Here is a 25,897-nt window from a genome sequence, read left to right as displayed (position 1 = left end):
CGTTCACCCAGGTCAGCGCCCCGACAAGGGCGAACAGGTCGGCACCGCCGCGTGCAGTCAGCGGGATCAACGCGAATGTAGGACTGGCTTTAGCCGGGAAGGCGTCGGTGGTTCCACTGCAAGATTTAGGGTGTTAGCGCTGGCCCCTTCCCGGCTAAAGCCGGTCCCACTAAAGCATCGCGCATTCAGTGAGGAGGATTTATCGGTTGAAAGGGTGTCCAAGCCAGTAAGCGCAAATTGATCATATAAAAAGCCCCGCGCCGATACAGTACGCAACCGATCTGTCCCCTTGGAGGCCCGATGAATCCGGACACGACCCTGAGCGACGACGCGGGATCCCCGCCCCAGCAGGACTGGTTTTCCAACGAGCACCGCGGGCGCATCGACGAGCTGATCGCCAAGCTCAAAACCAGTGACACCAAAGAAAGCGTGTCGCGCTACCACGCCATGGCCGAAGGGTATTTGCTGGGTCTGCTGGACAGCTACCACGTCAGCACAGAGCACCACGATGCCGTTCGCCAATACCTGCACAACCTGGCGATAGCGCGCTTGAAGGCCGTGAAACCCAGGCTGCGCAAATGATTCGGCGTGAGCAGCCTGGGCGAATGAGCCTGCGCCGCTCAACCTATGATGATCGTGCCCGCCGCAATGACCACGCACGACAGGATCTTGCGCGCCGTGAGCGACTCGCCCAAAAACAGATACCCGAGCAATGCCGCAAACAGCACGCTGGTTTCGCGCAGGGCCGACACCGCCCCCATGGGAGCCAGGGTCATGGCGTAGATAACGATGCCGTAGGCCAGCAGCGACACCACGCCCCCGCCTAACGACGTCACCAGTCCAGGCCGGACGCTCACCAGACTGCGCACGTCGCGCAGACAAACGTACGTGATCGGCATCAACACTCCCCACAGCGCGCACATCCAGGCGGTGTAGGCCATCGGCGCACCGGACAGGCGCCCGCCAATCCCGTCCGTCACGCTATAGGCGGCGATGAAACACCCGGTGCCCAAGGCATACGGCAGGTTGGCGACGTGCAGCTTTCGGCCCTTGAACGCGAGGGAAATAATGCCTGCCGAGACCAGCGCGATGCCGATCATCGTGCCGGTCTGCACCACCTCCCCGGCAAAGATCGACGCGCACAGGGTGATCAGCACCGGCGAAGAGCCCCGTGAGATCGGGTAAGTCTGGCCGAGATCGCCGCTGCGGTAGGTGCGTACCAGAAACAGGTTGTAACCCACATGCAAGAGCGCCGAGAGCCCCGCGTAGAACCAGCTTTCCCGCGCCGGGGCAGGCATGAAGAAAGCCCCGATCGTGCTGACGATGGCCACCGCCACGCACATGATGGTCATCGACCAGAGCTTGTCAGTGCCGCCACGCAGCAAGGCGTTCCAGCTGGCGTGCAGCAAGGCGGCGAAGAGGATCAACAGGATGATGAAAGTAGGCATGTCGGATTCTAGGCAGTGGCTCATTCGAATTTAAAGCGAAGGCTTTTCATCCGATCATGAATAAATCCTCATGGGTCAATCGTAGGAAATTCCGGCTGCGGTTGATTCTTCGAGCAGCCAGTCGCGGAAACTGGCCACGTGGGGCTGGGTTTCCACCCCCTTCGGGCACACGAAGTAATAGGCAACCGGCGAGGGAAACGGCACCTCGAACAACCTGATCAAACTGCCGTCGCGCAGCTCTTTTTCCACGTGCCCGCTGCGAACGAGGGCAATGCCCTGCCCCAGCAAAGCCGCTTCCACGGTCATGTTGGTGTCGGGAAAACGCACGCTTTCCTTCAGCGAGGTCACGCCAAGGCCTATGTTTTGAAACCATACCTCCCAATTCGGCACCAGGTCGGAGCCGTCCCGCGCCAGCAGCGGATAGCGCAACAGCTCCGCCGGTTCCCGGGGTACGCCGAAGCGCTTGAGCAGGTCAGGGCTGGCCACCGGAAAAATGTGCTCTCTGAACATGAATTCCGAATGCAGCGCGGGGTAATTGCCGCCGCCCAGACGGATCGCAACGTCCGCCTCGCCGCTGGCGAAGTTGATCGTGGTGTCCGTACCGTCCAGTGAGACGAGGATTTCCGGGTGCCGTTCGGCCAGAGTGGGCAAGCGCGGCAACAGCCATTTCAGCGCAAAGGAATAGGTCGTGCTGACCTTGAGCCTGACGCGGCCGTTCTCTTCGCGAAGGTCTGCAAGCGTCGCCTCCAGGTTCATGAAAAACGTCCTGACAATCGGCGCCAGCGCCGCTCCGGCGGGGGTCAGTCTCAACGTCTTGCCGCGCTGAAACAGCTGCACGCCCCAGATGTCTTCGAGATTTTTCAATTGGTGACTCACCGCACTTTGGGTCACGTGCAACTCCTCGGATGCGGAGGTAAACGTCCCGTGACGGGTGGCGACTTCGAAAGCGCGCAAGGTGGCGGTGGGTGGCAGGTCTCTCATTTCACCGAGCCTCTACAAGCAGAGCGGCAGCCGCTCCGATCATGAATGACGGCTCATGGTAGAGGATTTGTTCAGCGAACGGGTGCAGTGCGTCAGCTTACCCACCCTGCTCCGCTTTGAGGCTTGATCGCAGGCGAGCGCCCCACCACGGAGCAACCGCAGACAGGCCGGAGCCGGTAAAGGCCGACACCGCAGGGGAACGTTCACTTGGCACGCTTATTTCATGGTTAAAACGAACGACAAGCCGGATCCAGGTCCTTAAGTCTCGTCCACATACGCGCCTCGAATGCGCCAGGTATCGAAGCCTGATCGACCCCTACCGGGTTGATCGGGCTTTTTTTATGGATGCTGTTCATGCCGAACCTTTTGACTCCTGATCTGCGCCCCAGCATTACCGTAGGCTTCCTGCTCTCGACCGAAGGCACCTATCGGCGCATGGGCCGCAGTGCCTTGCTCGGGTTGCAGGATGCGCTGGCCGAGATCAACGCCGACGCCCGGCGCAACGTGAAACTGGAAGCCATTTGCGTCGACCCCCAGGGCGATCCGGCACGTTACAGCACCGGCATCGCGCAACTGCTGGGTGCGGGCGTCCGGCACATCTTTGGCACCACGCTGTCTGCGAGCCGCAAGGAAATCATCCCGGATCTGGACCAGCACGGCGCGCTGCTCTGGTATTCAAGCCCCTACGAAGGCTACGAAAGCAGCGAGAACGTGCTGTACCTCGGCGGATGCCCTAACCAGACGCTGCTCCCGCTGTTGCGCTACGCCCTCGGCCAGTTTGGTCGGCGGGCTTTTTTGCTCGGCTCCAATTATGTGTGGGGCTGGGAAAGCAACCGTATCGCCCGGGAGGTGCTGGAAGCCAACGGCGCTGAAGTGCTCGGGGAAAAGTACTGGCACCTGGGCGCGACCGGCTTCGACACGCTGATTGAGGGGCTCATTCAAGACCCGCCAGCGTTTGTGCTCAACAACCTGGTCGGCGAGTCCTCCTACGCGTTTCTGCAGCAACTGGATCGGGCGTGCGCGCGCCAGGGCCTGCGCCTGCCGGTGCTCAGTTGCAACCTGACCGAAGCGGAGCTGGATGGGGTGGGCCCGATACAGGCGCTGCGGCTGCTGTCCTGCGGGCCGTTTTTCGAGACCCTGAACCCGGCGTTTTGTGAGGGCCAGCAGAGTCATGGCCCGCGCACCTGTTCGCACTATTACACCAGCGCCTACACGGCGTTGAGGGTATTCGCCGACGCCTTGCACGCCAGCGACGATGCCTCGCCAAAAGCGATTTGCGAGCACCTTTACGGACATCCGGTTGCCAGCGTGCTCGGCACCGTCAGCCTGTCGGCGCGCAACCATCACAGCGCCCTTGCCAGTCATATCGCTGAACTGCGCGAGGGGCGCTTCCATGTGGTGCAGTCGGCGCCTCAGCCGATCGCCGCCGACCCCTATCTCACTGTTACGGATGTACACGCCGACGTGGTCGACCGACACGCCACCCCGGCGCCGCGCCTGAGGATCGTCAAATGAACACACGCGCCTTTCCTGCTTTCGACCAGGGTCATTTGCTGCTGATCGACTGCGATGAACGCAGTCAGGCCAACCTGGGCAAGAGCCTGCACCGCCTGGGGATTCACTCGCAGGTGCTCGATCACGACGGACCGTGTAACGCACAGGGCTGTTTCGCGGCGATCCTTGAAATCGAGCATTTCGCCAGTCCGCTGGCCGTTGGGGCGCTGAATGAGGCCAGCATTCCCATCGTCGCGCTGACGGCTCACGAAACCCTGTCGCAGATCCAGCGCGCACTGCAGCTCGGCGCCACGGCGTTGCTGAACAAGCCCATCAGCCAGGGCTCGGTCTACACCACGCTGATGATGGCGGTGGGACTGCGTGACCGTCAGCGCGCCGACGCCGAACAACTCAACGAGCTGCAACAGCGGCTGGCGCTGCGTCCGCTCATGGCCCAGGCCCTGGCGCGCTTGATGGTGACCCAGCGCATCAACGAGGCGACGGCGTACGAGCGTTTGCGCAGTCTGTCGATGCAGCTCAACCGGCCGATCGAAACACTGTGCGTCGACCTCCTCGCGGCGCGGGACGAGGACCGCGCATGAACACCCTCATGGCCCTGTTGCGTCGACCGGCCGTGGCGGTTTCGCTGCTGTTTATCGTCACCGTGGTGCTGCTCGCGGCCCTGGCCCCGTGGATAAGCCCCTTCGACCCGGACGAGCAATTCGTCGAAGGACTGACCCTGGAAGGCGCACCGATGGCTCCGTCGACGCCGTACTGGATGGGCACCGACCTGCTCGGCCGTGACCTGCTGTCGCGGTTGATTTTCGGCGCGCGCACCTCGCTGTTCATTGGCGTGCTGGCCAACGGGCTGGCGGTGCTGATCGGCACACTGGTGGGCCTGACCGCCGGCTTTGTGCGCGGCTGGCTCGGCAGCGCGTTGATGCGCCTGACCGACCTGATGATGGCCTTCCCCGCCCTGCTGCTGGCGATTGCCCTGTCGGCGATTTTCCAGCCCAGCGTGTGGATCGTTGCCATGGTCATCGCGATGGTCAACTGGGTGCAGATCGCCCGGGTGATCTATGCCGAAACCGTGGCGCTGAGTGCGCGGGATTTCGTCGCCGTGGAGCGCACCCTCGGCGCCAGTTCCCTGCGCATCCTGTTCTCCCATCTGTTGCCCCATCTGCTGCCGACCATTCTGGTGTGGGCGACGCTGGGCATTTCCACCACCGTTTTGCTGGAAGCCACCTTGTCGTACCTGGGTGTGGGCGTACAACCGCCGACGCCGAGCTGGGGCAACATCATTTTCGAAAGCCAGACCTACTTCACCTCCGCGCCCTGGCTGGTGTTCATTCCGGGCGCGGCGATCATCCTCCTGTCCCTGGCGTTCAATCTGGTCGGCGACGCCCTGCGCGACGAACTCGACCCCACACTCAAGGGGCGTCGCTGATGCTGCCGTTCATTTGCCGCCGGGTCGGTTACGCGCTGCTGATTCTGCTCGGCGTGACCTTCATCACCTACCTGTTGCTGTTCCTGTTGCCCGCCGACCCCGCGCGGCAGATCGCCGGGCGCAGCGCCACGCCTGAGGTGGTTGCGGCGATTCGGGCCCAACTGGGGCTGGACCTGCCCTTCTATCAGCAATACCTGGGGTACCTGAGCAACCTGCTCCACGGCGACCTCGGTCGCTCCTACATCCAGCGCACCGCCGTCAGCGAACTGATCGGCGCGCGACTGCGCCCGTCCCTAGAACTCATGGCAGCGGGCATCGGCTTCGAGCTGTTGATCGGCATCAGCCTGGGCATGCTCGCGGCGCTCAAGCGCGACAGCTTCGCCGACAAATTGCTCATGGCGTTCTCCTTCGTCGGTGTGTCGGCCCCGCAGTTCATCGCCGCCATGCTGTTTCTGTACTTCTTCGCCGTGCAACTGGGCTGGTTCCCGCTGGGGGGCTATGGCGGCGCCAGCCACCTGATGCTGCCGGCGCTGACCCTCGGACTGCTCGGCAGTGGCTGGTACTCGCGCATGGTTCGCTCTTCGATGATCGAAGTGCTGCACCAGGATTTCATCCGCACGGCGCGGGCCAAGGGCCTGAGCCGGGCGCGGATCGTGTTCGTGCACGTATTGCCCAACGCCATCGTCCCGGTGATCCCGATGATCGGCATCGACATCGGCGTGTTCATGGGCGGGCTGGTGGTGGTCGAGTCGGTGTTCGGCTGGCCGGGCATAGGTCAGCTCGCCTGGCAGTCGATCCAGCAAGTCGACATTCCGGTCATCGTCGGCGTCACCACACTGTCGGCGGTGGCCATCGTGCTGGGCAACCTGCTGGCGGATCTGGTGATCCCGCTGGTGGACCCGCGCATCGACATCAAGCAGCACTGAATCCATCAACACAAACGGGGCACAACAATGAAGATCAACGCGCTGACCCTGGCCGTGGCGGCCACGCTGTTTACCACGCCACTGTGGGCCGACACGCCGAAAAGCGGCGGCGATGTGGTGGTGACCTACCAGAACGATGTGGCGACGCTGGACCCGGCGATCGGCTACGACTGGCAGAACTGGTCGATGATCAAAAGCCTGTTCGGCCGTCTGATGGACTACAAGCCCGGCACCACCGAGCTGGTGAAAAGCCTGGCCGAGGACTACAGCATTTCCGCGGACGGGCTGGTCTACAGCTTCACTTTGGTCAGGGGCGTGAAATTCCAGAACGGCCGTGAGCTGGTCGCCAATGACGTCAAGTACTCCCTGGAGCGCACCGTCAACCCGAAAACCCAGAGCCCGGGCGCCGGTTTCTTCAGCTCCATCGTCGGTTATGAAGACGTAACCGGCGGCAAAAGCACGACGCTCAGCGGCATCAAGGTGGTCGACGACCAACACCTGACCATCACGCTCAGCGCACCGAACGCGACCTTCCTGCACATCATGGCGATCAACTTTGCCTCGGTGGTGCCCAAGGAAGCGGTGGAGCAATGGGGCGCCGACTTCGGCAAGCATCCGGTCGGCAGCGGCGCGTTCAGCCTGGCCGAGTGGAAACTGGGGCAGAAGCTTGAGCTGGTGAAGAACCCGAACTACTTCCAGAAGGGCCTGCCCTACGTCGACAAGATTACCTTTGAAATCGGCCAGGACCCGACGGTCGCGCTGCTGCGCCTGAACAAGGGCGAAGTGGACATTGCCGGCGACGGCGTGCCGCCTGCGCAGTTTCTGCAGTTCAAGAACGACCCGGCGTCCAAGCAATTGCTTGTCACCGGCAACCAGCTGCAAACCGGCTACGTGACGCTGAAAACCACCCTGCCGCCGTTCGACAACCTCAAGGTCCGCCAAGCCATCAATATGGCCATCAGCAAGGAACGCATCGTGCGCATCATCAATGGTCGCGCGGTCCCGGCGAACCAGCCGTTGCCACCGGCGATGCCCGGTTATGACACCCAGTACAAAGGCCTGCCCTACGACGTCGAAGGCGCGAAAAAGCTGCTGGCCGATGCCGGTCTCGCCAAGGGTTTCGACACCGAGTTGTACGTGATGAACACCGACCCGCAGCCGCGCATTGCCCAGTCGATCCAGCAAGACCTGGCCAAGGTCGGCATCCGCGTGCAGATCAAATCCCTGGCCCAGGCCAACGTGATTGCGGCTGGCAGCTCCAAGAATCAGGCGCCGATGGTGTGGTCCGGCGGCATGGCCTGGATCGCCGACTTCCCGGATCCGTCGAACTTCTACGGCCCGATTCTTGGTTGCACCGGCGCGGTCGAAGGCGGCTGGAACTGGTCGTTGTACTGCAACAAGGCGCTGGATGAACGCGCCGCCAAAGCCGACGCCATGGCCCGCCCGGAACAGCAGGCCGAGCGCACCGAGGCCTGGAAGAAGATCTTCACTGACGCCATGGCCGACGCGCCGTGGGTGCCGATCTTTAACGAGCAACGCTTCACCGTGCGCTCCAAGCGCATGGGCGGCGACGACGCGCTGTACGTCGATCCGGTCCACGTGCCGGTCAACTATGACTACATCTGGGTGAAGTGATTTTGCGCTGGCCTGTTCCCGGCAAAGTCTGGGGCACAGGCCACTGCTTTCCCTCCCCGATAGCCTGTTTGCAACGAGGACCGCACCCATGTGCCAGAACTGCCTGGTCAAGACCATCCACAGCGTCCACAGCCACTTCGGCTGGGACCACAGCTTCACCCCCGTCGAGCGCGTAGCGCCCGGCACCACCTTGCAGATGAACTGCCGGGATTCGTCCAACGGCTATTTCACGGCGCAGTCCCAGGTCGCCGACGTCAGCGTGATGCCCTTCGATCAGATCAACCCGGTCACCGGGCCAATCTACGTGGAAGGCGCAGAGCCTGGCGACATCCTGAAGATCACCCTGGACAGCTTCAAGCCCGGTGGCTTCGGCTGGACCGCCAACATCCCCGGCTTCGGCCTGCTCGCCGACCAGTTTCAGGCGCCCGCCCTGGCCCTGTGGCATTACGACACGCAGACCCTCGCCCCCGCCGCCTTCGGTGATTTCGCCAGGGTGCCGCTCAAGCCGTTCGCCGGGACTGTGGGCGTGGCGCCGGCCGAAGCCGGGCTGCATTCCATCGTGCCGCCCCGCCGGGTCGGCGGCAATCTGGACATCCGCGACCTGGCGGCCGGCAGCGTCTTGTACCTGCCGGTGGAAGTGGCCGGCGCGCTGTTTTCCATCGGTGATACCCACGCGGCCCAAGGGGATGGCGAGGTCTGCGGCACCGCCATCGAGAGCGCCATGGACGTGGTGGTCACGCTCGATCTGATCAAGCAAACGCCGCTGACAACGCCGCGTTTCAGCACCCCCGGCCCAGTGACGGGGCACCTGGACAGCGCCGGCTACGAAGCCTTCACCGGCATCGGCCCGGACCTGATGCAGGCCGCGCGGCAGGCCGTCGCCAATACCATCGACTGGCTGTGCCGCGAGCACCGCATGCCAGCCGAACAGGCCTACATGCTGTGCTCGGTGTGCGGGGATTTGCGCATCAGCGAAATCGTCGACTTGCCCAACTGGGTGGTGTCGTTTTACTTCCCGAAAGTGGTGTTCCAGTGAAACCAGACGATCAGGCGAGTCTCTCGGTGGAGCGGCTGAGCATCGACGTCGGCGGCGGTGCCTCACGGCGTCGGGTGGTCGATGAGCTGAGCTTCGCCCTGTACCCGCGCCGTACCCTGTGCATCGCGGGTGAATCCGGCAGCGGCAAATCGCTGTCGTCCCTGGCGATCATGGGCTTGCTGCCCAAGGCGGCCAGTGTTCCCGGTGGCGCGATCCTGTTCGATAACCGCGACCTGCTGAGCCTGCCGGAGCGAGAGCTGCAACGCCTGCGCGGCAAGCGCATCGGCATGATTTTCCAGGAGCCGATGACATCGTTGAATCCGCTGCTGACCGTCGGCCAGCAACTGGCGGAAACCCTGCGCCGGCATGAGGCGTTGAGTCGCAGCGAGATTCACCAGCGCTGCCGGGCCATGCTCGACGCCGTGCGCATGCCCCAGGTCGACAAGCGCCTGACCCAGTACCCCCATGAACTGTCCGGCGGCATGCGCCAGCGGGTGATGATCGCCATGGCGATGCTCTGCCAGCCGGAAATCCTCATCGCCGACGAGCCCACCACCGCGCTGGACGTGACCATTCAGGCGCAGATCCTCGAGCTGATGCGCGAGTTGCAGCAGCAGTTCGCAACCAGCCTTTTACTCATCACTCACGACATGGGCGTCGTCGCGGAAATGGCCGATGAAGTGGTGGTGATGAATCAGGGCCGCATGGAAGAGCGCGGCTCCCTGCATCAGGTGTTCACCGACGCGCAGGCGCCGTATACCCGCAAACTGCTGGCCGCCGTGCCGGTGCTGGGCAGTGCGCCGCCGCCTGATGTAATGACCGAACAGCCAGTGGTGCTCGCGGTCAAGGACCTCAGCGTGCGCTTCCCTCTGCGCCACGGCTGGTTCGAAGCGCCACGCACGGTGCATGCCGTCGAGGGCGTCAGTTTCGAGCTGCGTCAGGGCGAAACCCTGGGGCTGGTGGGCGAAAGCGGCTGCGGAAAATCCACCACCGGCAAAGCCTTGATGAACATGCTCAGCTATCAGGGCAGCGTCAAATTGCTCGGGCAGGAACTCAACGGTTTGCAGGGCGACGCGCTGCAGCGGGTGCGCCGCGACGTACAGATGGTGTTCCAGGACCCGTATGCGGCGCTCAATCCGCGCAAGACCGTGTTCGATCTGGTGGGCGAGCCGCTGCTGATTCACGACAAGATGCCCGAGCCCCAGCGGCGCGAGCGTGTGGCGCAGTTGCTGCAACAGGTCGACCTGCCACGGGACACCCTGGAGCGCTATCCCCATCAGTTTTCCGGCGGGCAACGCCAACGCATCTGCATTGCCCGGGCGCTGGCGCTGAACCCCAAAGTCATCATCGCGGATGAATCGGTCTCGGCGCTGGACGTGTCGGTTCAGGCGCAAGTGCTGGAGTTGCTGGAACGGCTGCGCGCCGAGCATGGATTGAGCTACCTGTTCATCTCCCACGACATGGCCGTGGTCGAACGCATCTGCCACCGCGTGGCGGTGATGTACGGCGGGCGCATCGTCGAAATCGGCGCCCGTGATCAGGTGCTGCACAACCCGCAACACCCCTACACCCGACGTTTGCTGGCTGCAGTGCCTGTTCCCGAAGTGGGCCGGCGAAGGGATTTCAAGAGCCTGCTGAAAGAGCTGGAACGGCCTGACCCGATCAAGGCAGCGGATTTTGTTGCGCCCGCGCAACGGTTTTCGGCGGTGGCGGCGGATCATTGGGTCGCGGTGGAGTGAGCGCCGGGCAGCAGGCCGAAGCGCGAAAGGGCTTTGCTGGCTATTCGGATATTCGTAGGCCATCCCTGGCCCATGGCTTGATCGGTGTCAGAACTTGAAGCGTCCCACCAATCCATTGAGCTGACCGGAAATGTCGGTCAAACGACCCGAGCCCGCCTGCGACGTGTGGGCGAATTCTTCGACCAGTTGCGCGTCAGTGTGGATCTGGGCGATGTGGCGGTTGATCTCTTCGGCCACCTGATGCTGCTCCTCGGCAGCGGTGGCGATCTGGGTGTTTTGATCACGGATGGAGTCCACGGACGTGCGGATCTTGTCGAAGCTGTCCCGGGCCTGCTGGATGCACTCGACGCTGCTGTTGGAGACCTCCAGACTGCCGCGCATCTGCACCGTCACCTCTTGGGTGCGCCTGGCCAGGTTGCCGAGCAGGCTGTCGATCTCACCGGTGGAATCGGCGGTGCGTCGTGCGAGGGCGCGAACTTCGTCGGCCACCACCGCGAAACCCCGGCCCTGATCCCCGGCACGCGCTGCTTCGATCGCTGCGTTGAGTGCCAACAGGTTGGTCTGCTCGGCGATCGAGCGGATGGTGTCGAGAATGCCGTTGATGTTCTTGCTGTCCTGCTCAAGCAGCTGCATGGTCTCGGTGGACTGTTGCAGCTCCCTGCTCAGTTTCAAGACGCTGCCGTTGGCTTCGCTGATGTGTTGCTGCCCGGCGTGTACGTCGCGATAACCGGCGTCGGCGCTGGACGCTGCCTGGCTGCAGGAACGCGCCACTTCGTTGGCCGTGGCCACCATTTCGTTGAACGCGGTGCTCACCAGTTCAACCGCCTCGCGTTGACGGCCGGCCGCCTCGTCCATGTTGCGCGCGACCTCGCGGGTGTCCGCCGCTGCGCTCTGCAGGTCCGACGAGGCGCCGCCAATGCGCTGCATCAGTTGCGCGATCATGCCGAGAAACTGGTTGAACCACCCCGCCAATGTGGCCGTTTCATCCTTGCCGTGGACCTTGAGCTGGCGCGTCAGATCGCCCTCGCCTTCGGCGATTTCCTGCAAGCCATCGGCCACTCCCCGGATCGGGCGCACGATCACCCCGGCGAAGGTGGCACCGACTATGGCGAAAATGATTGCCAGCGCGGCGGCGATCCCGGCGATCAACCAGGTCAGGCTGGAGGCCTTCGCCATCACTTCGTCGCGCTCAATCAGACCGATGAAGCGCCAGCCAAGCCCTTTCGAACTGATCACGTTAGCCATATAGACCTTGCCGTCTATTTCAATCTGCGTCGCGCCATCGTCGGCCTTGGCAAGCTCGGCATAGTTGGCGCCCAGATCGGTCAGCGGCTTGAAGTTATGCCCGGCGTTGCTTGGGTCGACCAGCACGTTGCCGTTGGCCTCCACCAGCATCAGGTAGCCGCTGTCGCCCAGTTTGATGTTCTTGACCAGCTCGGTGAGTTGCTTGAGGGACACGTCCAGCCCCACCACCCCGACGATCGCGCCACTGGTGTCCGACACCGTGTGCACGGTGCCGATCAGCGACACGTCGTCCGGCGCCCAGTAATAGGCGCCGGTGCGCACGGTGGTGCCCGGTGCGGCGATGGCGGCCTTGTACCACGGGCGCTCGCGGGGATCGTACTTGCTGATCTTGGGATCATCCGGCCAGCTGGCGTAGCCGCCGTCACTCAAGCCCAACGACAGGTAAGCCGTGGTCGGATGGGTTTTGGCGAAGCCGTCGAAAATCTCCAGCAGGCGGCGGTTGCTGTCGGTGAGTGGAAGCTGCGCAGCGTCGGCGCCCGAGTAGTTTTTGAGGTCCTTGGCCGACAGGATCCGCGGATCCTTCGCCAGGTAGTCGACGTTCTGGCTGATGGCGTCGAAGAACTGCGTCATGCCGTTATCGATCTGCCGGATCTCGCGGCCACTGCTGTCCACGAAATTCGCTTCGGCGGCTTCGCGCGCGTTAAACACCACCAACCCCGCCACCACCAGCACCGGAACACAGGCGATGGCTGCGAAGCCCCACGTCAGCTTCTGTTTGATGTTCATGAGACCTTCCGCATCGGTTTTAAGCGTTATTGGGCAGAAATGAAGGCGAGCGTGGTGTTTTAGTTATGCAAGTGTTCCACGGTTACTTGAGTTCTATCGGCTGTTCGCCGGTGAACCTGAGGCGCGAACACGAAGAAGCGCTGTACGACCGCTATGCGTGTGTTGCTTACTGGCGAATCCGGGCGGTCATTGCCTCCGGCGGGTCAGCACCCGCCCAACACGTCGGCAACCACGGGACTCTTACATGGCGATCAGATACATCCGCAGCCTGACCGGCAGAAGACGCACCGTCGTCGCGAACCGGCACCTTGGTTTCGTCTTGGCCTTTGTGGCCGGGGCCATCAACGCAGGGGGGTTTCTGGCCGTGCAGCAGTACACGTCGCACATGACCGGGATCGTCTCGGCAATGGCTGACAATACGGTTCTGGGTGTGTATGACCTGTTGCTGCGTGGCGCCAGCGCCCTGCTCTCTTTCATCGCCGGCGCGGCCTGTTCGGCCATTATGGTCAATTATTCCCGTCGTAGACGTCTGCACAGCGCCTTCGCGCTGCCCCTGTTGTTCGAGGCGTTTTTACTGCTCTGCTTCGGCTTTCTGGGCGCCAGGCTGGCGGCAGTGGACGGATTGATCGTGTCGCTGACGGTCATACTGCTGTGTTTCATCATGGGCCTGCAAAACGCCTTGATCACAAAGGTCTCCAAGGCTGAAATCAGAACCACGCACATTACCGGTATCGTCACCGACATCGGTATTGAGCTCGGCAAGCTCTTCTACTGGAATGGCGCCACACCGTCGAAGCAGCCGCGAGTGCTTGCCAACCGGCCGCGCCTCACGTTATTGACCGTATTGGCACTGAGCTTTTTCGTCGGCGGTGTGGCGGGTGCGTACGGGTTCAAACTCGTCGGGTACATCGCTACTGTGCCGCTGTCGCTGGTGCTTGGCGTGTTGGCCGTTGTACCCGCGCTGGACGATGTGCGCCGGTATGTCCGCCGTGCGTTGCGCGAGTGATCCGTTGTTGATCCTGATTGAGCACCTCCGCCCTACTGCAAAGGAAATTGCGATGCCACCCGGTAAACGTGAACTGGCGCGAATTGAACGCCGGTTAATCGCCACGCTGACCGAAGCGTGCGAAACAGCAAAAGGTGAAATCAAAGGCTTCACCTGGCTGACCCATAGGGCTGACTTGGACGCACTGGCTAACACCCTGAAGGTGATCTGGGTGTTCGAAACGCTGGCGGACAGACAGCTTGCCGAGGTTGAAGCGAAGGTTCGCATTTTTGAGCTGACGGCCATCGCGTTGAATGAAGCCTGCTTTGATCTGAAGCTCTCAGATCGTAATGTCCGTTTCGACTCTGAGGAAGAATGCCAGCGCGCTCAGGACGGCAATTGGCAGAAGCGACTGGGTAAGGATCACTGACGTGGCGAAGATATCGAAGATCCGTGCATCGCTGTGTGCCAGCTCAGGAGCGATCTTGCGCACGGGAATAGGCTGAAGGGCGTGATCGTTAAATCCATTAGCTCAAATCCACGTCACGCTATGTCCCTGCTTGACCTTAAGCCTTCTCGACCTGAGACCGCTGATCAATCACTGGGCGGTTTTCCGAAACTGACCCTTTCCCGCAGTAAACCGACCACTGTGGGCACCGTGAACGCGCACAGCACGCTTTACCTCGGGTGAAAGCTTGGTCATCCCGTTCGCCCAGCCAGGTATAACGACAAGGTATCAGGTGCCTGACTTGATCTTGGTCCAGGCCCGCGTGCGCGCGCGTTCGGCGTCACGCCCCAGAGGCTTGAGCGTATAGAGCGTGGCCATCGCAGCCTCGGTGGGGTACAGGTTGGGATTGTTGCGGATTGCCGGATCAACCTGTTCGGTAGCGTCTTTGTTGGGGTTGGGGTAGCCGACAAAATCGCTGACTGGCGCAATCACCTGCGGCTGCAGCAGGTAGTTGATAAATGTGTAGGCGTCTTGTGGGTTCTTGGCACCCTTGGGAATGGCGAGCATGTCAAACCAGATGGGTGCGCCTTCCCTGGGCAGACGCATGTCCACGGTCACGCCGTTCTTGGCCTCTTTGGCGCGGTTGGCGGCTTGGGAAAAGCTGCCGGAGTATCCAACCGCGACGCAGATGTCACCGTTGGCGATATCTGCCATGTATTTGGAGGAATGGAAGTAGGTGACATAGGGGCGGATTTTCATCAACAGCGCTTCGGCCTTCACATAGTCTTTGGGGTTGCTGCTGTTGGGGTCCAGGCCCAAGTGCTGCAAGGCCAGGGGCAGGATTTCGGAGGGCGAATCCAGCAGCGCTACACCGCAGGACTTGAGCTTGCTGATGTTTTCTTCCTTGAAAATCAGGTCCCAGCTGTCCACTGGCGCATCGGAACCCAGGGCGGCCTTGACTTTGTCCGGGTTGAAGCCGATCAGGATGGTGCCGTACATGTAAGGCACGGCGAATTTATTGCCCGGATCGTTGGCCTCGATCAGCTTCATCAGCTTGGGATCGAGGTGGTTCCAGTTCGGCAATTGGCTGCGGTCCAGCGGCTGGAAAATACCGGCTTCGATCTGCTTGGCAAGAAACACGTTGGATGGCACAACCACGTCATACCCTGAGTTGCCGGTGAGCAGCTTGGCTTCCAAAGCTTCATTAGTGTCGAAGATGTCGTACACCAATTTGAGGCTGGGATTCTGCGCCTTGAAGTCCTCCAGCGCCTTTGGGGTGATGTAGTCGAACCAGTTGTAGACCCGCAGGGTTTTCTCTTCGGCATGAGCCATGCCGCTGATAACGGCAGCGCAGAGGATAAGTGACTTGAACATGTTCATTGGCCAGCCCCTCCAAAACCTTCGAGAACGTTGACGGCATTGATGCCGATTTCTTCCACTGCGTAGCCGCCTTCCATCACGAACAGCGTAGGTTTACCCAGGCGGGAGATGCGTGCGCCCATCGCCAGATAATCCTTGCTGTCGAGTTTGAATTTTGAGATCGGATCGTCCTTGAATGTATCTACGCCCAGGGAGACGACGATGATGTCGGCGCCATAACGATCAATTTCTGTGCAGGCTTGCTCGAGCGCCGCGCTCCAGGTTTCCCAGCCGGAACCGGCCGGCAGTGGGTAGTTGAAGTTAAAGCCCGCACCTGCGCCCTCACCCGACTCGTCGGCATAGCCCAGGAAAAACGGAAACTCCGCTTCCGGGTGGCCGTGGATCGAGGTAAACAGCACATCGCTGCGCCCATAGAAAATCGACTGGGTGCCGTTGCCGTGGTGGTAGTCCACGTCCAGAATCGCGACCTTTTTGTGGCCCTGATCAAGAAAGGCCTGGGCGGCAATAGCGGCGTTGTTCAGGTAGCAATAGCCGCCCATCAAGTCGCCCGCTGCGTGGTGTCCCGGCGGACGGCACAGGGCGAAAGCACTGTGGGCACCTTGCTGAATCGCTTGTTGGGCGCTAAGCGCGACCTGCGCCGCCGAGTAGGCTGCCTGCCACGTGCCGGCGGTGATTGGCGCTCCGCCGTCGAAGCTGTAATAACCGAGTTGACCATGCAGGCTTTCGGGTAGTACGCGGCGCAGGGTGCGGGCGGGCCACGTGTAGGGCAGGAGGTCGCCTTCCTGACCGAATTCGGTCCAGCGCGCCCAGGCACCCTTGAAGAAATCGAGGTACTCACGGCTATGAACGCGTTGCAGCGGTTCCAGACCAAAGTCCTGCGGCGCCTGTACCTCGCCAAGTTGACGGTCCTTGACCCGTTGTAATACATGATCGGCGCGTGAGGGCATTTCGAAGCAGGGCATCAACTGCCCGTCCATCAGCTCACAGCGGCCGTGGTGCAGGTGGTGATCATCCGAGTAGATTGTCAGCATTTATTGTTCTCCGCAGGCTGTATCGGTACATACAGTCTTGCGCCGGGCGAGGTTTATGAGAACGGCAAGTACGGCCAAAAGGGGATAAATATGGCCAGATTCTCTGTCCGTAATTCGCCCCTTAATGAGGCGTCATGCACGAAATTGGCTCGGCGCCACGCCACTCCAGCGCACAAAGGCGTGCCGAAAACTTGCGGTCTCGCTGAAACCCAGAGCCTCGGCGATCCGGTAGATGGGCCACCGGTCTTCGGCCAGCAGTTGCTTGGCGCGTTCGAAACGAAGTTCGTCGAGCAGTTCCTGATAGCTGCAGCCCAGGTCGTGCAGGTGTCGACGCAAGGTGCGCGCCGAGCAGTTCATCTCTCGGGCCAGCATTTCCAGCCCGGGCGCGGCATGCAGTTGTGCAGCCAGCAATAGCCGGATTCGCCCCAGCCAGGCCTCGCGCCCGGTGAATTCAGTGTTCTGTTTTCGGCAGCGCTCGGTCATGGCTTGATGTGTGACCGCATCAGCCAGCGGTAAAGGCTGGTCGAGCCAGCGTTTATCAAAAGCAAATGCATTGACGGTAGCCTGGAACTGCAACGGACAATCGAAACATTCGGCGTAGCGAGTCTGATAGTCCGGCGCATCGTGCTCAAAGCGAGCGCCCAGCAAGGGCAGTGAGTGGCCGAGCAGGTCGTCGCAAATGACCTTCAGCGACCCCAGGCACAGCTCGACATTAAAGGCGATCAGTGCCGGATTCTCGCGATAATCGCCCGCAGTGAACCATATGCGTTCGCCGTCTTCCGCCAGACTCAGCTCGAACAGTGTTCCCAGCAGCGCGGGATAACGCAGAGCCAGCCGTAACGCGTCACCGAAAGTGGCACTGGTAAGCAAGGCATAGCCGAGCATGCCGTAGGACGAGACATGCATACGCTGCCCCACGATCAGGCCGATGTCGCGCTGCAGAGCCACGGCATTTGCGCACACCTGCATCTCCTGATGCGTAGCGATGCGCGTGTCGGCGCGGTTCAAGTCCGCTGCGCATATGCCACTGCCCGCCAGCAGCGCCTCGGCCGACCAGCCTTGCGCCTTGAACGTGCTCAGGACCAGCGAAACAGCATTGAGGGTGGTGAGATGTGAGTGCAGCATGGGGACTTCCTGCAAGGCGAGGAGTACGAGACGGGCAAGTTATGTGCCGGGAACCCGCCCTTCAATTTTGCTTCGGTGACTGGCTGTTCGACGCTGTGCCGGTTTGACACCCATCGCCCGTTCCGGCCCTTCAATAGCTCGGCGCCCTGCTATGCCGCATGGACGCTGACCCCGTCCATCGCAGCTCAGGCATGCTACCTTCACCCTGCCATTGATCACCGCGTCCCCTATGGAGAATGTCCCGTGCTGATTGCCCACCTTTCCGATCTGCATATCAGGCCGCAAGGCATGCTTTATCAGGGGCTGGTTGATTCAAACACGATGTGCGAGCAAGCCATTGCACACCTGAACAAGCTTTTGCCGCGACCCGATGTCGTGATCATCACCGGCGACCTGGTGGATGAGGGTCTACCGCAAGAGTATGCAATGGCGCGTGAATTGCTGGCCGGCATCGAGCAGCCGTTGTTGATGATTCCCGGGAACCATGATGACCGAACATTAATGGGTTCTACCTTTTCCCAGCCGTATCTCTCTTCAACGGCAGGCCCGTGGCACTTCGTCGCCGATGACCTCGGACCGGTACGGATCATTGGTGTGGATGTGACCGTACCCCTGGAACACCACGGCGACATGACCGAGGCGGCTGGGGCCTGGCTCGATGCGGCACTTGCCCAGGAGCCGACGCGCCCGACTCTGGTCATGCTGCACCAGCCACCGTTCCTCAGTGGCATTCCTTACATCGATACGTATGCCTGCCGGAACTCGGAGCGGCTGCGCGAAGTGGTGCAGCGCTATCCGGCGATCGAACGTGTGGTGTGCGGACACATTCACCGCTCGATGCAATTACGTTTTGGCGGCACAGTCCTCTGCACTGCGCCCAGCACAACGACTGCCATCGGGTTGGCCCTGGATGCAGAGGCTGAAGAGGCGTCGTATGTGGAGCCGCCGGCGTTACTCCTGCATCACTGGAAGGTGGATACCGGTCTGATTACCCACTGGGTGCCCATCGGCACATTCCGCGGGCCACTGCCGTTTGCTTGAGCGCAGGAGTGTGGCGGGAAATAGATGGGGTGAGTGCCTGCATCGGGTTAGTGCGGGTGACGGGGAGCTATCGGCCAAAAGCAGACGTTCATGATCAACCGCTGTCGACCCCTAGCCGTCTCTCGCGAACCACTGCCATTGACCCAACGCAGACGTCACTGAATCCCTGTTTTTGGACTTCAATAGCGACTTAATCTTAAGCCAGCTCACTATCTTTGATGTTTGCGATAGGGCCAAGCAGTGAGAAGTCAAACTCCTTCATGGGCTGATTCATCAACAGCCGGTTCGGGTAATCAGGATTAGCCAGCGCGCCTTTACCCAGTGCAACGATGTCAGCGCCGTCATTGAGAACGTGCTCGGCATGCTGAGGGTTGTCCAGCCCGCCATTGGCGACTATGGCGACCCGTGGAGCATATCGACGAGCCAGGCTGACCAGGCTGGGGCCGCTCTCGCTGAACGCAGGCTCCCACGCTTTGTGTTCTGTGACATGAATGTACTGGATACCTGCGTCTTCCAGCGATCCAAAAATGGTCTCGGCGGCAGCTTCGCCTTCAGCCCATTTGTGTGCGTAATCGTTGACCTTGCCCTGTGAAATTCGAACACCCACGCGAGCGCCCCCTACCACTGCTCTTACGGCCTTGATCACCTCAAGAGTCAGGGCAATTCGATCGCGGACGCTTGCGCCCCAGCGGTCTGTTCGCAGGTTCGTATAGTCAGTGAGGAATTGATCAAGCAGATAGCCGTTGGCGCCATGAATTTCTACGCCATCGAACCCTGCGCTCCCGACTGCCAATCTTGCGGCATTGCCGAATCCTTCAATCGCATCGGCGATGTCTTCATCGGTCATGACCCTGGGTACGGCGTATTGGCCCTCGCCATAGTAGAACTTCATCTGCTCACCTTTGGGACGTATGGCAGAAGGGCCGGCCGTCTCGCTCAGGAACCGGTTTCCCTGACTCAAGGCCCCTGCGTGCATGAGTTGCGCGAAGATCAGGCCTTGATGGCGATGTATGCGACTGGTAATGGCTCGCCAGGCCAAGGCTTGTTCAGCATCAGTGATACCAGGTTGAAACCGATAGCCTTGAGCGAATTTCTGGTCGGTGTAGATCCCTTCAGTGATCACCAGCCCAAAACCGCCTTTGGCAAAGCGTTCGTAGTATCGTCCCATCGTCTCCGAGGCACTGCCCTGTTCAGTTGCGCTGACGCGAGTCATGGGTGCAACAGCGAGCCGGTTCTTTAATTTCAGGTCGCCGATGTCGAAAGTGTCCAGGATCTTCTTGCCGGGCGTGTTCATTGATTGGACCTTCGTTGGCCAGAGATTCATTTCCAAGGCCTTATGCTGGGTGACGATATCCCTGATCAGGTGAAGGTATAAGACGGCCAGGGAGATAAGGCGGCGTAACGCTGAGAGATATAATCGATGCAGATTCAGGATGTTGAAGTGTTCGCTGCGGTGGCAACCGCCAGCAGCCTTTCAGGGGCGGCGAGACGACTTGGGCTGTCAGCCATGACAGTGTCCCGACGACTTGCCTCTCTGGAAAAAGAATTAGGGGTGCGGCTTGTTCAAAGAACGACCCGCTCTGCGTCCCTCACGCCCGAGGGAGAAGTATTGTTACCGTTCGCCAGAAGCATGCTGGAGGCTAACGAGGCAGCGCGCGCCACATTGAAAGCGAGTGCCGGAGCGGCCAGCGGCCTACTGAGAGTCACCGCTCCTACCGTGTTCGGCCAGGAAATGATCATGCCGGTGATTCCCCGGCTGCTTGCAGAAAACCCAGCGCTGCAGGTTGACCTGACACTCTCTGATCGCATCGTCGACATCGTGGGCCTGGGTATCGACGTCGCGATCCGCATAGCGACACTCAGCGATTCCGGGTTGGTAGCCCGCGCGCTTGCTCCGAACCCACGGGTCATCTGCGCAAGTCCTGGATATCTCGCCAGGCAGGGCACGCCGACCTACCTTGAAGACCTTAAACGTCATCAGTGCATCGGCCTGCATGGCATGCCTTGTTGGCCATTTGTCCATCAGGGAGAAGAGGTATCCATCCGTGCCGAAGCATCGTTCTCAGCTAATAGTGTCGAGTCCGTCAGAGCGGCCAGCAAATTGGGACTCGGTCTGGCCATGCTGACTTACTGGGACGTACGCACCGCCCTCGCGGACGGCAGTCTGGTCCTCGTAGAGCTGGAAGATGGGGTGCCTGAGCAACTGTCCATAGCAGCAGTACTTCCTACTCGTCAGTACGTACCCAACCGGGTGCGCGTGCTGCTTGAACATCTTGAACAGGCTCTGAAGTCTGGGTGACTCAAGACGATCTGCACCGAATGCAATCATGGTGCTTTGTATCCATTGGGCCTATGCGGCTTAGTGGATCCAATGAAGTTAACTATTTATTTATGCAGCCGGTGCTTCAGATCCCCGCTCATCAGCCGATTGATTTAGATTGCCGAGCTTAATCTGGCTTTAAAGGCCTTTAAGTGAAAAGTCAGTCTACATCTGGAGTGCACACGTGACGTTACGCCTAACCTGCAAAGCCATTATTATTGCGCTGTCTTTTGGGCTGTCAAATGTGGCTGTCTCTGAAGATCTTAAGGTCTACAACTTTTCGCCCGTCAATCAATACAATCTTAATCTCTCAGCCAGTTTCTGGAACCCGATCATACGATATGTGTCCGAAAAAAGTGGCGTGAATCTCACGCTAAAATTAGGGCGCACATCCTCTGACACAACCAGTTATGTGCTCGCACAAGAAGTTGATTTCGCTTTCACCAATCATCTTTTTAGCCCTGAGCGCGACAAAATGGGCTGGAAGGTATTTGGTCGCCGTGACGCGCCTCCCCTCGAAGGACAAATCGTGGTCCCTGCCGATTCGCCCATCCATAGCCTTTCTGAACTGGAAGGCAAGGAGGTCGTGTACCCCGGGCCCGAAGCGTTCATTGCTTATAAAGTCACCAGCTCGGAATTGGTAAAGAAAGGAATACATACGTCTACGGTATTTGCAGGAAACATGGACGGCGCCTTCAGCCAGCTGCTCAGCGGCAAGGCTCAGGCGATGGGGGTCAACTCACAGCTTGTCAGCGGCTACACGGAAAGAGAAGGTAAGACGTTCCGCGTATTGTGGAATTCGTCCTCGTTCAATGATTTAGCCCTCATGGTCTCCCCTCGTATTTCACAAAAAGAAGTTGATGCGGTAGCCAACGCATTTTTCAACATGCAGTACGACAAAGACGGCAGCAAGATTCTTCATGAGGCGACCGAGTTGGTCCATGCACCCGCGCCGATTACCTTTATTCCTGCCACGGCGGCGGATTACGCTTCCTATCGTGATTTCTACAGCGGCTTGCCGGCAAACCTCAAGTAAATAATCTGACATTTAGCTGAAGAGGCTATTAATGACTTTCTTTAAAAGCCTGCTGCCCAAATCACTGACGTCGCAAATATTGGGGATGCTGTCTATTCTGATAGTGGTGTTCCTTACGGCCGGGCTGGGTCTTTTTTATAAAAATCAGCTTCTTCAGCATATCGAGGAAATCCAAGACACCGCCAACATGCTGATAGAGGTTGCCGCGCAGGCCGTGGAGGAAAGTGTCGTCATCGGCGATTACGACACCATCAAAAGAACCCTCGAAAAGACCCTGGCTCGCTCGCCGTTTCAATCCTCCATGTTTATTGACCTGTCGGGTGGAGTCATTCGCCTGCAGGCGCCCAGTGCGCCCGCTGGCAGAGCCCCCGCGTGGATAGAGGCCGAGGTCGCTGCACGATTATTCGATGTCAACCGACCGATTACGATCGGTGGAAAAGATTATGGCGTGATGCGCCTGTCATTCAACGCCGAGAAAATAGCGACCGAACTGTGTAATTTGGTGGTGCAAGCTACCGTGCTGGCAGTGCTTTTCTTGCTCACAAGCTTGTTGTTGATGGGATGGGTGATCAAGCGTTCGCTTGCCCACCTGGACAAGCTCCACTCCTATGAAGCGGAAATCGCGTCCGGCGCAGTGGCAGCGGAAGCGATGTTGGTCGCGGATGCTCCCGTCGAAATACAGGAGGCAATCAAAGCGGTAAACCGTACTGCGGCGAATATGCGTAATCACTTTGGTCAGCGCATCGAATCGTTGATGAACACCTTGGTGCAGCATAAAAACGCCCTGGATGAGGTTTCAATCGTCTGCGAATGTTCGCCCTCCGGTCGCATCACCTACGTCAACGAACGATTTGTAACCAGCTCACAGCGTTCCCGCGCCGAGCTTTTAGAGCTGACGATTGATCAAGTCTGGAACGGCATGTCTTCAGCCACTCAGCCGTGGCAGTGGGCGCCTGAACGTGAAGTGTGGAACGGTGAGGTCAGGCTTACAGGTCAGGCCGGTACGGAGAAATGGCATCAACGCACCATCATCCCTATTCTCGATGACAGGGGCGGCGTTGAAAAATATATCTGCATCGACATCGATATCACCGATCGAAAAGAGTTTGAGGTGGCGATTCTGGATAACGCCAGAAGGCAACACCTGATCGCCTTGTTTGGCCAGCAGGCATTGACAGAGGAAAACGTCAGCGCCCTGGGTGAACTGGCCGCACTGACAGCGGCGCAAGGGTTGAGCATGAGTAAGGCCGCTTTATTAGTCGTTGATCGCGTGAGTCACGGAGTCATCCTCAACGCTGAAACTGGCTTGACCAATATTGATATCCGCAATAGCGACACGAATGCATTCTTGAGCGGTATGGGTTCTTCTGCCGGGCTCGATATTTCCGATACGCCGGATGCGAAGTACAAATTGCTGTCGGTTGACACAGTGGGAGCTGAGCGCATTAGAAGCCGTGTTGAGGTCGATATGCCTTGCGGGGATGCATTTAAGGGTGTGCTCGGGGTTTATGCCACCACAGTGCACGCCTTTACACCTGAAGACGTTAGCTACCTCCAAACGTTGGCAAACCTGCTGGCAGCTGCGCTTGAACGGGATAACGCAAAGAAAAGGCTTACCTATCTGGCCGAAAATGATTCGCTCACACATCTGCCTAATCGCTGGTTCCTGAATAATTACCTGCACACTGCAATCAGCCACTCTGCATACGCGCCATCTGCAATCAGCGTCATGTTCATCGATCTGGACAGATTCAAAACCGTGAACGACACCATGGGGCATGCCGTAGGAGATGAGTTGCTCATCCAGGCGAGCCGGCGCCTGGAAGAACATACCGATGACGACAGCCTGGTTGCGCGGCTGGGGGGCGATGAATTTTCGATTGTTGTCACACAGGCTGCTTATTCGGAGAGCTCCATAAAATCGCTCGCGACCCATATTGTCGACGCTTTGGCAAAACCCTTTAATCTTCGTGGCCAGGATATATTCGTTTCAGCGAGCGTTGGCATCGCTAATTATCCCTTTGACGGGGATGACGCTGGCGTCATCCTCAAGCACGCTGATACCGCCATGTACCATGCAAAAAAGAGCGGTCGTAATAATTATAAGTTTTACACTGCCGAGATGAATGAAAGTGCCGTCAAGCGTTTGCAAACTGAAACGCTATTGCGGGGCGCACTTGGTCGCGACGAGTTCATTCTGCATTTTCAGCCCAAGGTCAGCCTCACAGACAGCAGCATCAGTGGTCTGGAGGCTTTACTGAGGTGGAAACATCCAGAGCTCGGCCTCGTTTCTCCCGCCGATTTTATCCCTATGCTTGAAGACACCGGCCTGATCATTCCCGTGGGCGAATGGGTCATCCGGAAAGTCTGTGAAACCCTGAAAGGTTGGGAAGATAACAATCTCGGGGTGGTACCGATCGCCATCAACCTTTCAGCCAGGCAGCTTCAGGTAAAAGGGCTGGCTAAAATCGTCAGGCATATCCTGGAAGAATACGGTATCAACCCCGCTCTTTTAGAGTTCGAGCTCACGGAATCCGTGCTGATGATTGAACCCGAGTCGGCAGTTGAAATACTTCGAGAGATAAAGTCATATGGCATAGGGCTTTCGGTGGATGATTTCGGAACGGGTTATTCCAGCTTGGCCTACTTGAAGCGATTCCCTATCGACACGCTCAAAATCGATAGAATTTTTATAAAAGATATAACAAGCAATCATGAAGACGCGGCGATCACCCGAGCGGTCATCGTGTTGGCACACGAACTGGATTTAAACGTCATTGCGGAAGGTGTCGAAACATTCGACCAGCTAGAGTTGCTTGTGAAACATGGTTGCGATCAAATTCAGGGTTACCTTTTCAGTAAACCCGTCACGAGTGAAGAATGTGCCGCCATGATTAAATCTTCACGCACGTTGGCTATAACATTTTCAGAACCTGATATTGCCTGAATCAGTCTCTGCCGCATTTGCACGGGCACCAAGGACGGGCAGCAGCGCGTGAGCCCAGGGCGAATCTCTTCCCCGGGCCCTCCCCCTTTAGACCCGTCGCAGCGCTGGCGAACACCATTGGGGTCGCGACGCAGCCCGGTTATTGGCACACTGTGCGGCATTCGCCTGAACACACAGCGCCTAACCTCTATCCGGACGTCACATGACACCCAACGCAGAACTTTATAACCCTTCCACCGAATACGCCGACAAGCTGATTTCGCGGATTGGACAAACACCTTCGTGGATTGCCAAGCGTATCGGGGTCACTGACAAGCGCATCCGCTACATCCTTGATGGCGAAAGAACCGTCAAGGGCGAAACGACGCCCATTCAGATGACCTACACCGAGCAGTTTGCCCTTGAGTGCCTTGTCCAGGAGGCCATCGCCCTTAAGCGGTAACCATTCCGGGCTGCCGCGAGGCTACAAGCCTTCCAGCAGCCCGTCGGCACGAAGCAGATCAACGATCACGTGCTCATCCACCGCATAGACACCCCGCGAAGCCTTCCACACCAGGTTCTTTTCCTGCAGGGCAATCAGCGCTTGCTGCACGCCCGGCACTTCAACTTTGATGTCATTTTCCGCGGTCCCTACGTGCGCCATCGCTGCGGCGTACAACGCCATGGTGGGCGCCTCGAACGGGGCGAAGTTATCGCCCATGCTGCCCATGCGTTTATAGGCGACTATAGAGCGATTATAGAGCGATTATAGATGACGTCAGTTTCATCACGCCGCCTCCCCCGATGGCGCCCGCAAAACACCTAAGGCACTCCCGGTCTGGAGCTTTACGGCACATCCGAGACCGGG

General features: G+C 59.5%; 23 protein-coding genes and 1 pseudogene. 15 read left to right on the top strand and 9 right to left on the bottom strand.

Annotated features, from left to right (window positions below; genetic code table 11):
* Nucleotides 1-300: 300 nt before the first annotated feature.
* A complete protein-coding gene (locus FX982_RS19580; protein ID WP_172612145.1) occupies nucleotides 301-582 on the top strand; it encodes a hypothetical protein in 282 nt (93 codons plus the stop codon).
* Nucleotides 583-620: 38 nt separating this feature from the next.
* Here the strand turns inward: FX982_RS19580 and FX982_RS19575 are convergent, their stop codons facing one another.
* Nucleotides 621-1,448: a DMT family transporter gene (locus FX982_RS19575; RefSeq protein ID WP_172612144.1), complete on the bottom strand. Its 828-nt coding sequence runs from the start codon at nucleotides 1,446-1,448 to the stop codon at nucleotides 621-623.
* 75 nt (nucleotides 1,449-1,523) lie between these two features.
* A complete protein-coding gene (gene gcvA / locus FX982_RS19570) occupies nucleotides 1,524-2,429 on the bottom strand; it encodes a transcriptional regulator GcvA (RefSeq protein WP_172612143.1) in 906 nt (301 codons plus the stop codon).
* 354 nt (nucleotides 2,430-2,783) lie between these two features.
* Here gcvA and FX982_RS19565 point away from each other — a divergent pair, with 354 nt between their 5' ends.
* From FX982_RS19565 to FX982_RS19535, 7 genes are all read left to right on the top strand, one after another.
* Entirely contained in the window at nucleotides 2,784-3,944 is a 1,161-nt protein-coding gene (locus tag FX982_RS19565) for a transporter substrate-binding protein (RefSeq protein WP_172612142.1), read from the top strand.
* On the top strand, nucleotides 3,941-4,525 hold the full coding sequence (locus tag FX982_RS19560) for an ANTAR domain-containing response regulator (RefSeq protein WP_172612141.1): 585 nt from the start codon (nucleotides 3,941-3,943) through the stop codon (nucleotides 4,523-4,525). Before FX982_RS19565 ends, FX982_RS19560 begins: the two co-directional genes overlap by 4 nt.
* Nucleotides 4,522-5,370: an ABC transporter permease gene (locus FX982_RS19555; protein ID WP_172612140.1), complete on the top strand. Its 849-nt coding sequence runs from the start codon at nucleotides 4,522-4,524 to the stop codon at nucleotides 5,368-5,370. The genes FX982_RS19560 and FX982_RS19555 overlap by 4 nt, the downstream gene beginning before the upstream one ends.
* Nucleotides 5,370-6,296 (top strand): ABC transporter permease, encoded by a 927-nt coding sequence (locus FX982_RS19550; protein WP_172612139.1) that lies wholly within the window; start codon nucleotides 5,370-5,372, stop codon nucleotides 6,294-6,296. The genes FX982_RS19555 and FX982_RS19550 overlap by 1 nt, the downstream gene beginning before the upstream one ends.
* 27 nt (nucleotides 6,297-6,323) lie before the next feature.
* Entirely contained in the window at nucleotides 6,324-7,931 is a 1,608-nt protein-coding gene (locus FX982_RS19545) for an ABC transporter substrate-binding protein (RefSeq protein WP_172612138.1), read from the top strand.
* A gap of 88 nt (nucleotides 7,932-8,019) precedes the next feature.
* Nucleotides 8,020-8,967 carry an acetamidase/formamidase family protein gene (locus tag FX982_RS19540; protein WP_172612137.1) on the top strand — a complete coding sequence of 316 codons (948 nt, stop codon included), beginning with the start codon at nucleotides 8,020-8,022 and terminating at the stop codon, nucleotides 8,965-8,967.
* Nucleotides 8,964-10,706, top strand: coding sequence for an ABC transporter ATP-binding protein (locus tag FX982_RS19535; protein WP_172612136.1), 1,743 nt, complete (start codon nucleotides 8,964-8,966; stop codon nucleotides 10,704-10,706). The genes FX982_RS19540 and FX982_RS19535 overlap by 4 nt, the downstream gene beginning before the upstream one ends.
* Before the next feature lie 87 nt (nucleotides 10,707-10,793).
* On the opposite strand, the gene FX982_RS24925 is transcribed toward FX982_RS19535, so the two are convergent.
* Nucleotides 10,794-11,498: a methyl-accepting chemotaxis protein gene (locus tag FX982_RS24925; RefSeq protein ID WP_438826340.1), complete on the bottom strand. Its 705-nt coding sequence runs from the start codon at nucleotides 11,496-11,498 to the stop codon at nucleotides 10,794-10,796.
* 204 nt (nucleotides 11,499-11,702) lie between these two features.
* Nucleotides 11,703-12,581: pseudogene (locus FX982_RS24920) on the bottom strand (cache domain-containing protein); the annotation flags it as partial.
* 400 nt (nucleotides 12,582-12,981) lie between these two features.
* On the opposite strand from FX982_RS24920, the gene FX982_RS19525 reads away from it, so the two are divergent.
* Complete coding sequence (locus FX982_RS19525; RefSeq protein ID WP_172612134.1) at nucleotides 12,982-13,743, top strand: YoaK family protein; 762 nt, start codon at nucleotides 12,982-12,984, stop codon at nucleotides 13,741-13,743.
* Between the two features lie 52 nt (nucleotides 13,744-13,795).
* Nucleotides 13,796-14,152 carry a hypothetical protein gene (locus FX982_RS19520; RefSeq protein ID WP_172613110.1) on the top strand — a complete coding sequence of 119 codons (357 nt, stop codon included), beginning with the start codon at nucleotides 13,796-13,798 and terminating at the stop codon, nucleotides 14,150-14,152.
* A gap of 306 nt (nucleotides 14,153-14,458) precedes the next feature.
* Here the strand turns inward: FX982_RS19520 and FX982_RS19515 are convergent, their stop codons facing one another.
* From FX982_RS19515 to FX982_RS19505, 3 genes are all read right to left on the bottom strand, one after another.
* On the bottom strand, nucleotides 14,459-15,550 hold the full coding sequence (locus FX982_RS19515) for a polyamine ABC transporter substrate-binding protein (RefSeq protein WP_172612133.1): 1,092 nt from the start codon (nucleotides 15,548-15,550) through the stop codon (nucleotides 14,459-14,461).
* Nucleotides 15,547-16,581, bottom strand: a complete 1,035-nt coding sequence (locus FX982_RS19510; protein WP_172612132.1) for a histone deacetylase family protein — start codon at nucleotides 16,579-16,581, stop codon at nucleotides 15,547-15,549. Before FX982_RS19510 ends, FX982_RS19515 begins: the two co-directional genes overlap by 4 nt.
* Before the next feature lie 132 nt (nucleotides 16,582-16,713).
* Nucleotides 16,714-17,706: an AraC family transcriptional regulator gene (locus tag FX982_RS19505; protein WP_172612131.1), complete on the bottom strand. Its 993-nt coding sequence runs from the start codon at nucleotides 17,704-17,706 to the stop codon at nucleotides 16,714-16,716.
* 243 nt (nucleotides 17,707-17,949) lie between these two features.
* Between FX982_RS19505 and FX982_RS19500 the strand changes: the two genes are divergently transcribed.
* Nucleotides 17,950-18,747: a phosphodiesterase gene (locus tag FX982_RS19500; RefSeq protein WP_172612130.1), complete on the top strand. Its 798-nt coding sequence runs from the start codon at nucleotides 17,950-17,952 to the stop codon at nucleotides 18,745-18,747.
* 196 nt (nucleotides 18,748-18,943) lie between these two features.
* Here the strand turns inward: FX982_RS19500 and FX982_RS19495 are convergent, their stop codons facing one another.
* The gene (locus tag FX982_RS19495) at nucleotides 18,944-20,041 is read right to left on the bottom strand and encodes an NADH:flavin oxidoreductase (protein WP_172612129.1); all 1,098 of its coding nucleotides are present in this window, start codon (nucleotides 20,039-20,041) and stop codon (nucleotides 18,944-18,946) included.
* Between the two features lie 126 nt (nucleotides 20,042-20,167).
* Between FX982_RS19495 and FX982_RS19490 the strand changes: the two genes are divergently transcribed.
* From FX982_RS19490 to FX982_RS19475, 4 genes are all read left to right on the top strand, one after another.
* The gene (locus tag FX982_RS19490) at nucleotides 20,168-21,046 is read left to right on the top strand and encodes a LysR family transcriptional regulator (protein ID WP_172612128.1); all 879 of its coding nucleotides are present in this window, start codon (nucleotides 20,168-20,170) and stop codon (nucleotides 21,044-21,046) included.
* Nucleotides 21,047-21,251: 205 nt separating this feature from the next.
* Nucleotides 21,252-22,103 carry a phosphate/phosphite/phosphonate ABC transporter substrate-binding protein gene (locus FX982_RS19485; RefSeq protein ID WP_172612127.1) on the top strand — a complete coding sequence of 284 codons (852 nt, stop codon included), beginning with the start codon at nucleotides 21,252-21,254 and terminating at the stop codon, nucleotides 22,101-22,103.
* 31 nt (nucleotides 22,104-22,134) lie between these two features.
* Nucleotides 22,135-25,050, top strand: coding sequence for an EAL domain-containing protein (locus FX982_RS19480; protein ID WP_172612126.1), 2,916 nt, complete (start codon nucleotides 22,135-22,137; stop codon nucleotides 25,048-25,050).
* A 202-nt stretch (nucleotides 25,051-25,252) separates the two neighbouring features.
* Nucleotides 25,253-25,492 carry a hypothetical protein gene (locus FX982_RS19475; RefSeq protein ID WP_065988840.1) on the top strand — a complete coding sequence of 80 codons (240 nt, stop codon included), beginning with the start codon at nucleotides 25,253-25,255 and terminating at the stop codon, nucleotides 25,490-25,492.
* A 21-nt stretch (nucleotides 25,493-25,513) separates the two neighbouring features.
* On the opposite strand, the gene FX982_RS19470 is transcribed toward FX982_RS19475, so the two are convergent.
* On the bottom strand, nucleotides 25,514-25,750 hold the full coding sequence (locus FX982_RS19470) for a hypothetical protein (RefSeq protein WP_254074828.1): 237 nt from the start codon (nucleotides 25,748-25,750) through the stop codon (nucleotides 25,514-25,516).
* Between the last annotated feature and the right edge of the window lie 147 nt (nucleotides 25,751-25,897).

The sequence above is a fragment of the Pseudomonas graminis genome (assembly GCF_013201545.1).
In the GTDB taxonomy this organism is placed as follows: Bacteria; Pseudomonadota; Gammaproteobacteria; order Pseudomonadales; family Pseudomonadaceae; genus Aquipseudomonas.
This window is presented reverse-complemented; position numbering and strand designations above follow the sequence as displayed.

Bases quoted from the DNA above. Each gene is read 5' to 3' on its own strand.
- FX982_RS19580 (WP_172612145.1), top strand. From the start codon at position 301: ATGAATCCGGACACGACCCTGAGCGACGACGCGGGATCCCCGCCCCAG.
- FX982_RS19575 (WP_172612144.1), bottom strand. From the start codon at position 1,448: ATGCCTACTTTCATCATCCTGTTGATCCTCTTCGCCGCCTTGCTGCAC.
- gcvA (WP_172612143.1), bottom strand. From the start codon at position 2,429: ATGAGAGACCTGCCACCCACCGCCACCTTGCGCGCTTTCGAAGTCGCC.
- FX982_RS19565 (WP_172612142.1), top strand. From the start codon at position 2,784: ATGCCGAACCTTTTGACTCCTGATCTGCGCCCCAGCATTACCGTAGGC.
- FX982_RS19560 (WP_172612141.1), top strand. From the start codon at position 3,941: ATGAACACACGCGCCTTTCCTGCTTTCGACCAGGGTCATTTGCTGCTG.
- FX982_RS19555 (WP_172612140.1), top strand. From the start codon at position 4,522: ATGAACACCCTCATGGCCCTGTTGCGTCGACCGGCCGTGGCGGTTTCG.
- FX982_RS19550 (WP_172612139.1), top strand. From the start codon at position 5,370: ATGCTGCCGTTCATTTGCCGCCGGGTCGGTTACGCGCTGCTGATTCTG.
- FX982_RS19545 (WP_172612138.1), top strand. From the start codon at position 6,324: ATGAAGATCAACGCGCTGACCCTGGCCGTGGCGGCCACGCTGTTTACC.
- FX982_RS19540 (WP_172612137.1), top strand. From the start codon at position 8,020: ATGTGCCAGAACTGCCTGGTCAAGACCATCCACAGCGTCCACAGCCAC.
- FX982_RS24925 (WP_438826340.1), bottom strand. From the start codon at position 11,498: ATGGTGGCCACGGCCAACGAAGTGGCGCGTTCCTGCAGCCAGGCAGCG.
- FX982_RS19525 (WP_172612134.1), top strand. From the start codon at position 12,982: ATGGCGATCAGATACATCCGCAGCCTGACCGGCAGAAGACGCACCGTC.
- FX982_RS19520 (WP_172613110.1), top strand. From the start codon at position 13,796: ATGCCACCCGGTAAACGTGAACTGGCGCGAATTGAACGCCGGTTAATC.
- FX982_RS19515 (WP_172612133.1), bottom strand. From the start codon at position 15,550: ATGAACATGTTCAAGTCACTTATCCTCTGCGCTGCCGTTATCAGCGGC.
- FX982_RS19510 (WP_172612132.1), bottom strand. From the start codon at position 16,581: ATGCTGACAATCTACTCGGATGATCACCACCTGCACCACGGCCGCTGT.
- FX982_RS19505 (WP_172612131.1), bottom strand. From the start codon at position 17,706: ATGCTGCACTCACATCTCACCACCCTCAATGCTGTTTCGCTGGTCCTG.
- FX982_RS19495 (WP_172612129.1), bottom strand. From the start codon at position 20,041: ATGAACACGCCCGGCAAGAAGATCCTGGACACTTTCGACATCGGCGAC.
- FX982_RS19490 (WP_172612128.1), top strand. From the start codon at position 20,168: ATGCAGATTCAGGATGTTGAAGTGTTCGCTGCGGTGGCAACCGCCAGC.
- FX982_RS19480 (WP_172612126.1), top strand. From the start codon at position 22,135: ATGACTTTCTTTAAAAGCCTGCTGCCCAAATCACTGACGTCGCAAATA.
- FX982_RS19475 (WP_065988840.1), top strand. From the start codon at position 25,253: ATGACACCCAACGCAGAACTTTATAACCCTTCCACCGAATACGCCGAC.
- FX982_RS19470 (WP_254074828.1), bottom strand. From the start codon at position 25,750: ATGGGCGATAACTTCGCCCCGTTCGAGGCGCCCACCATGGCGTTGTAC.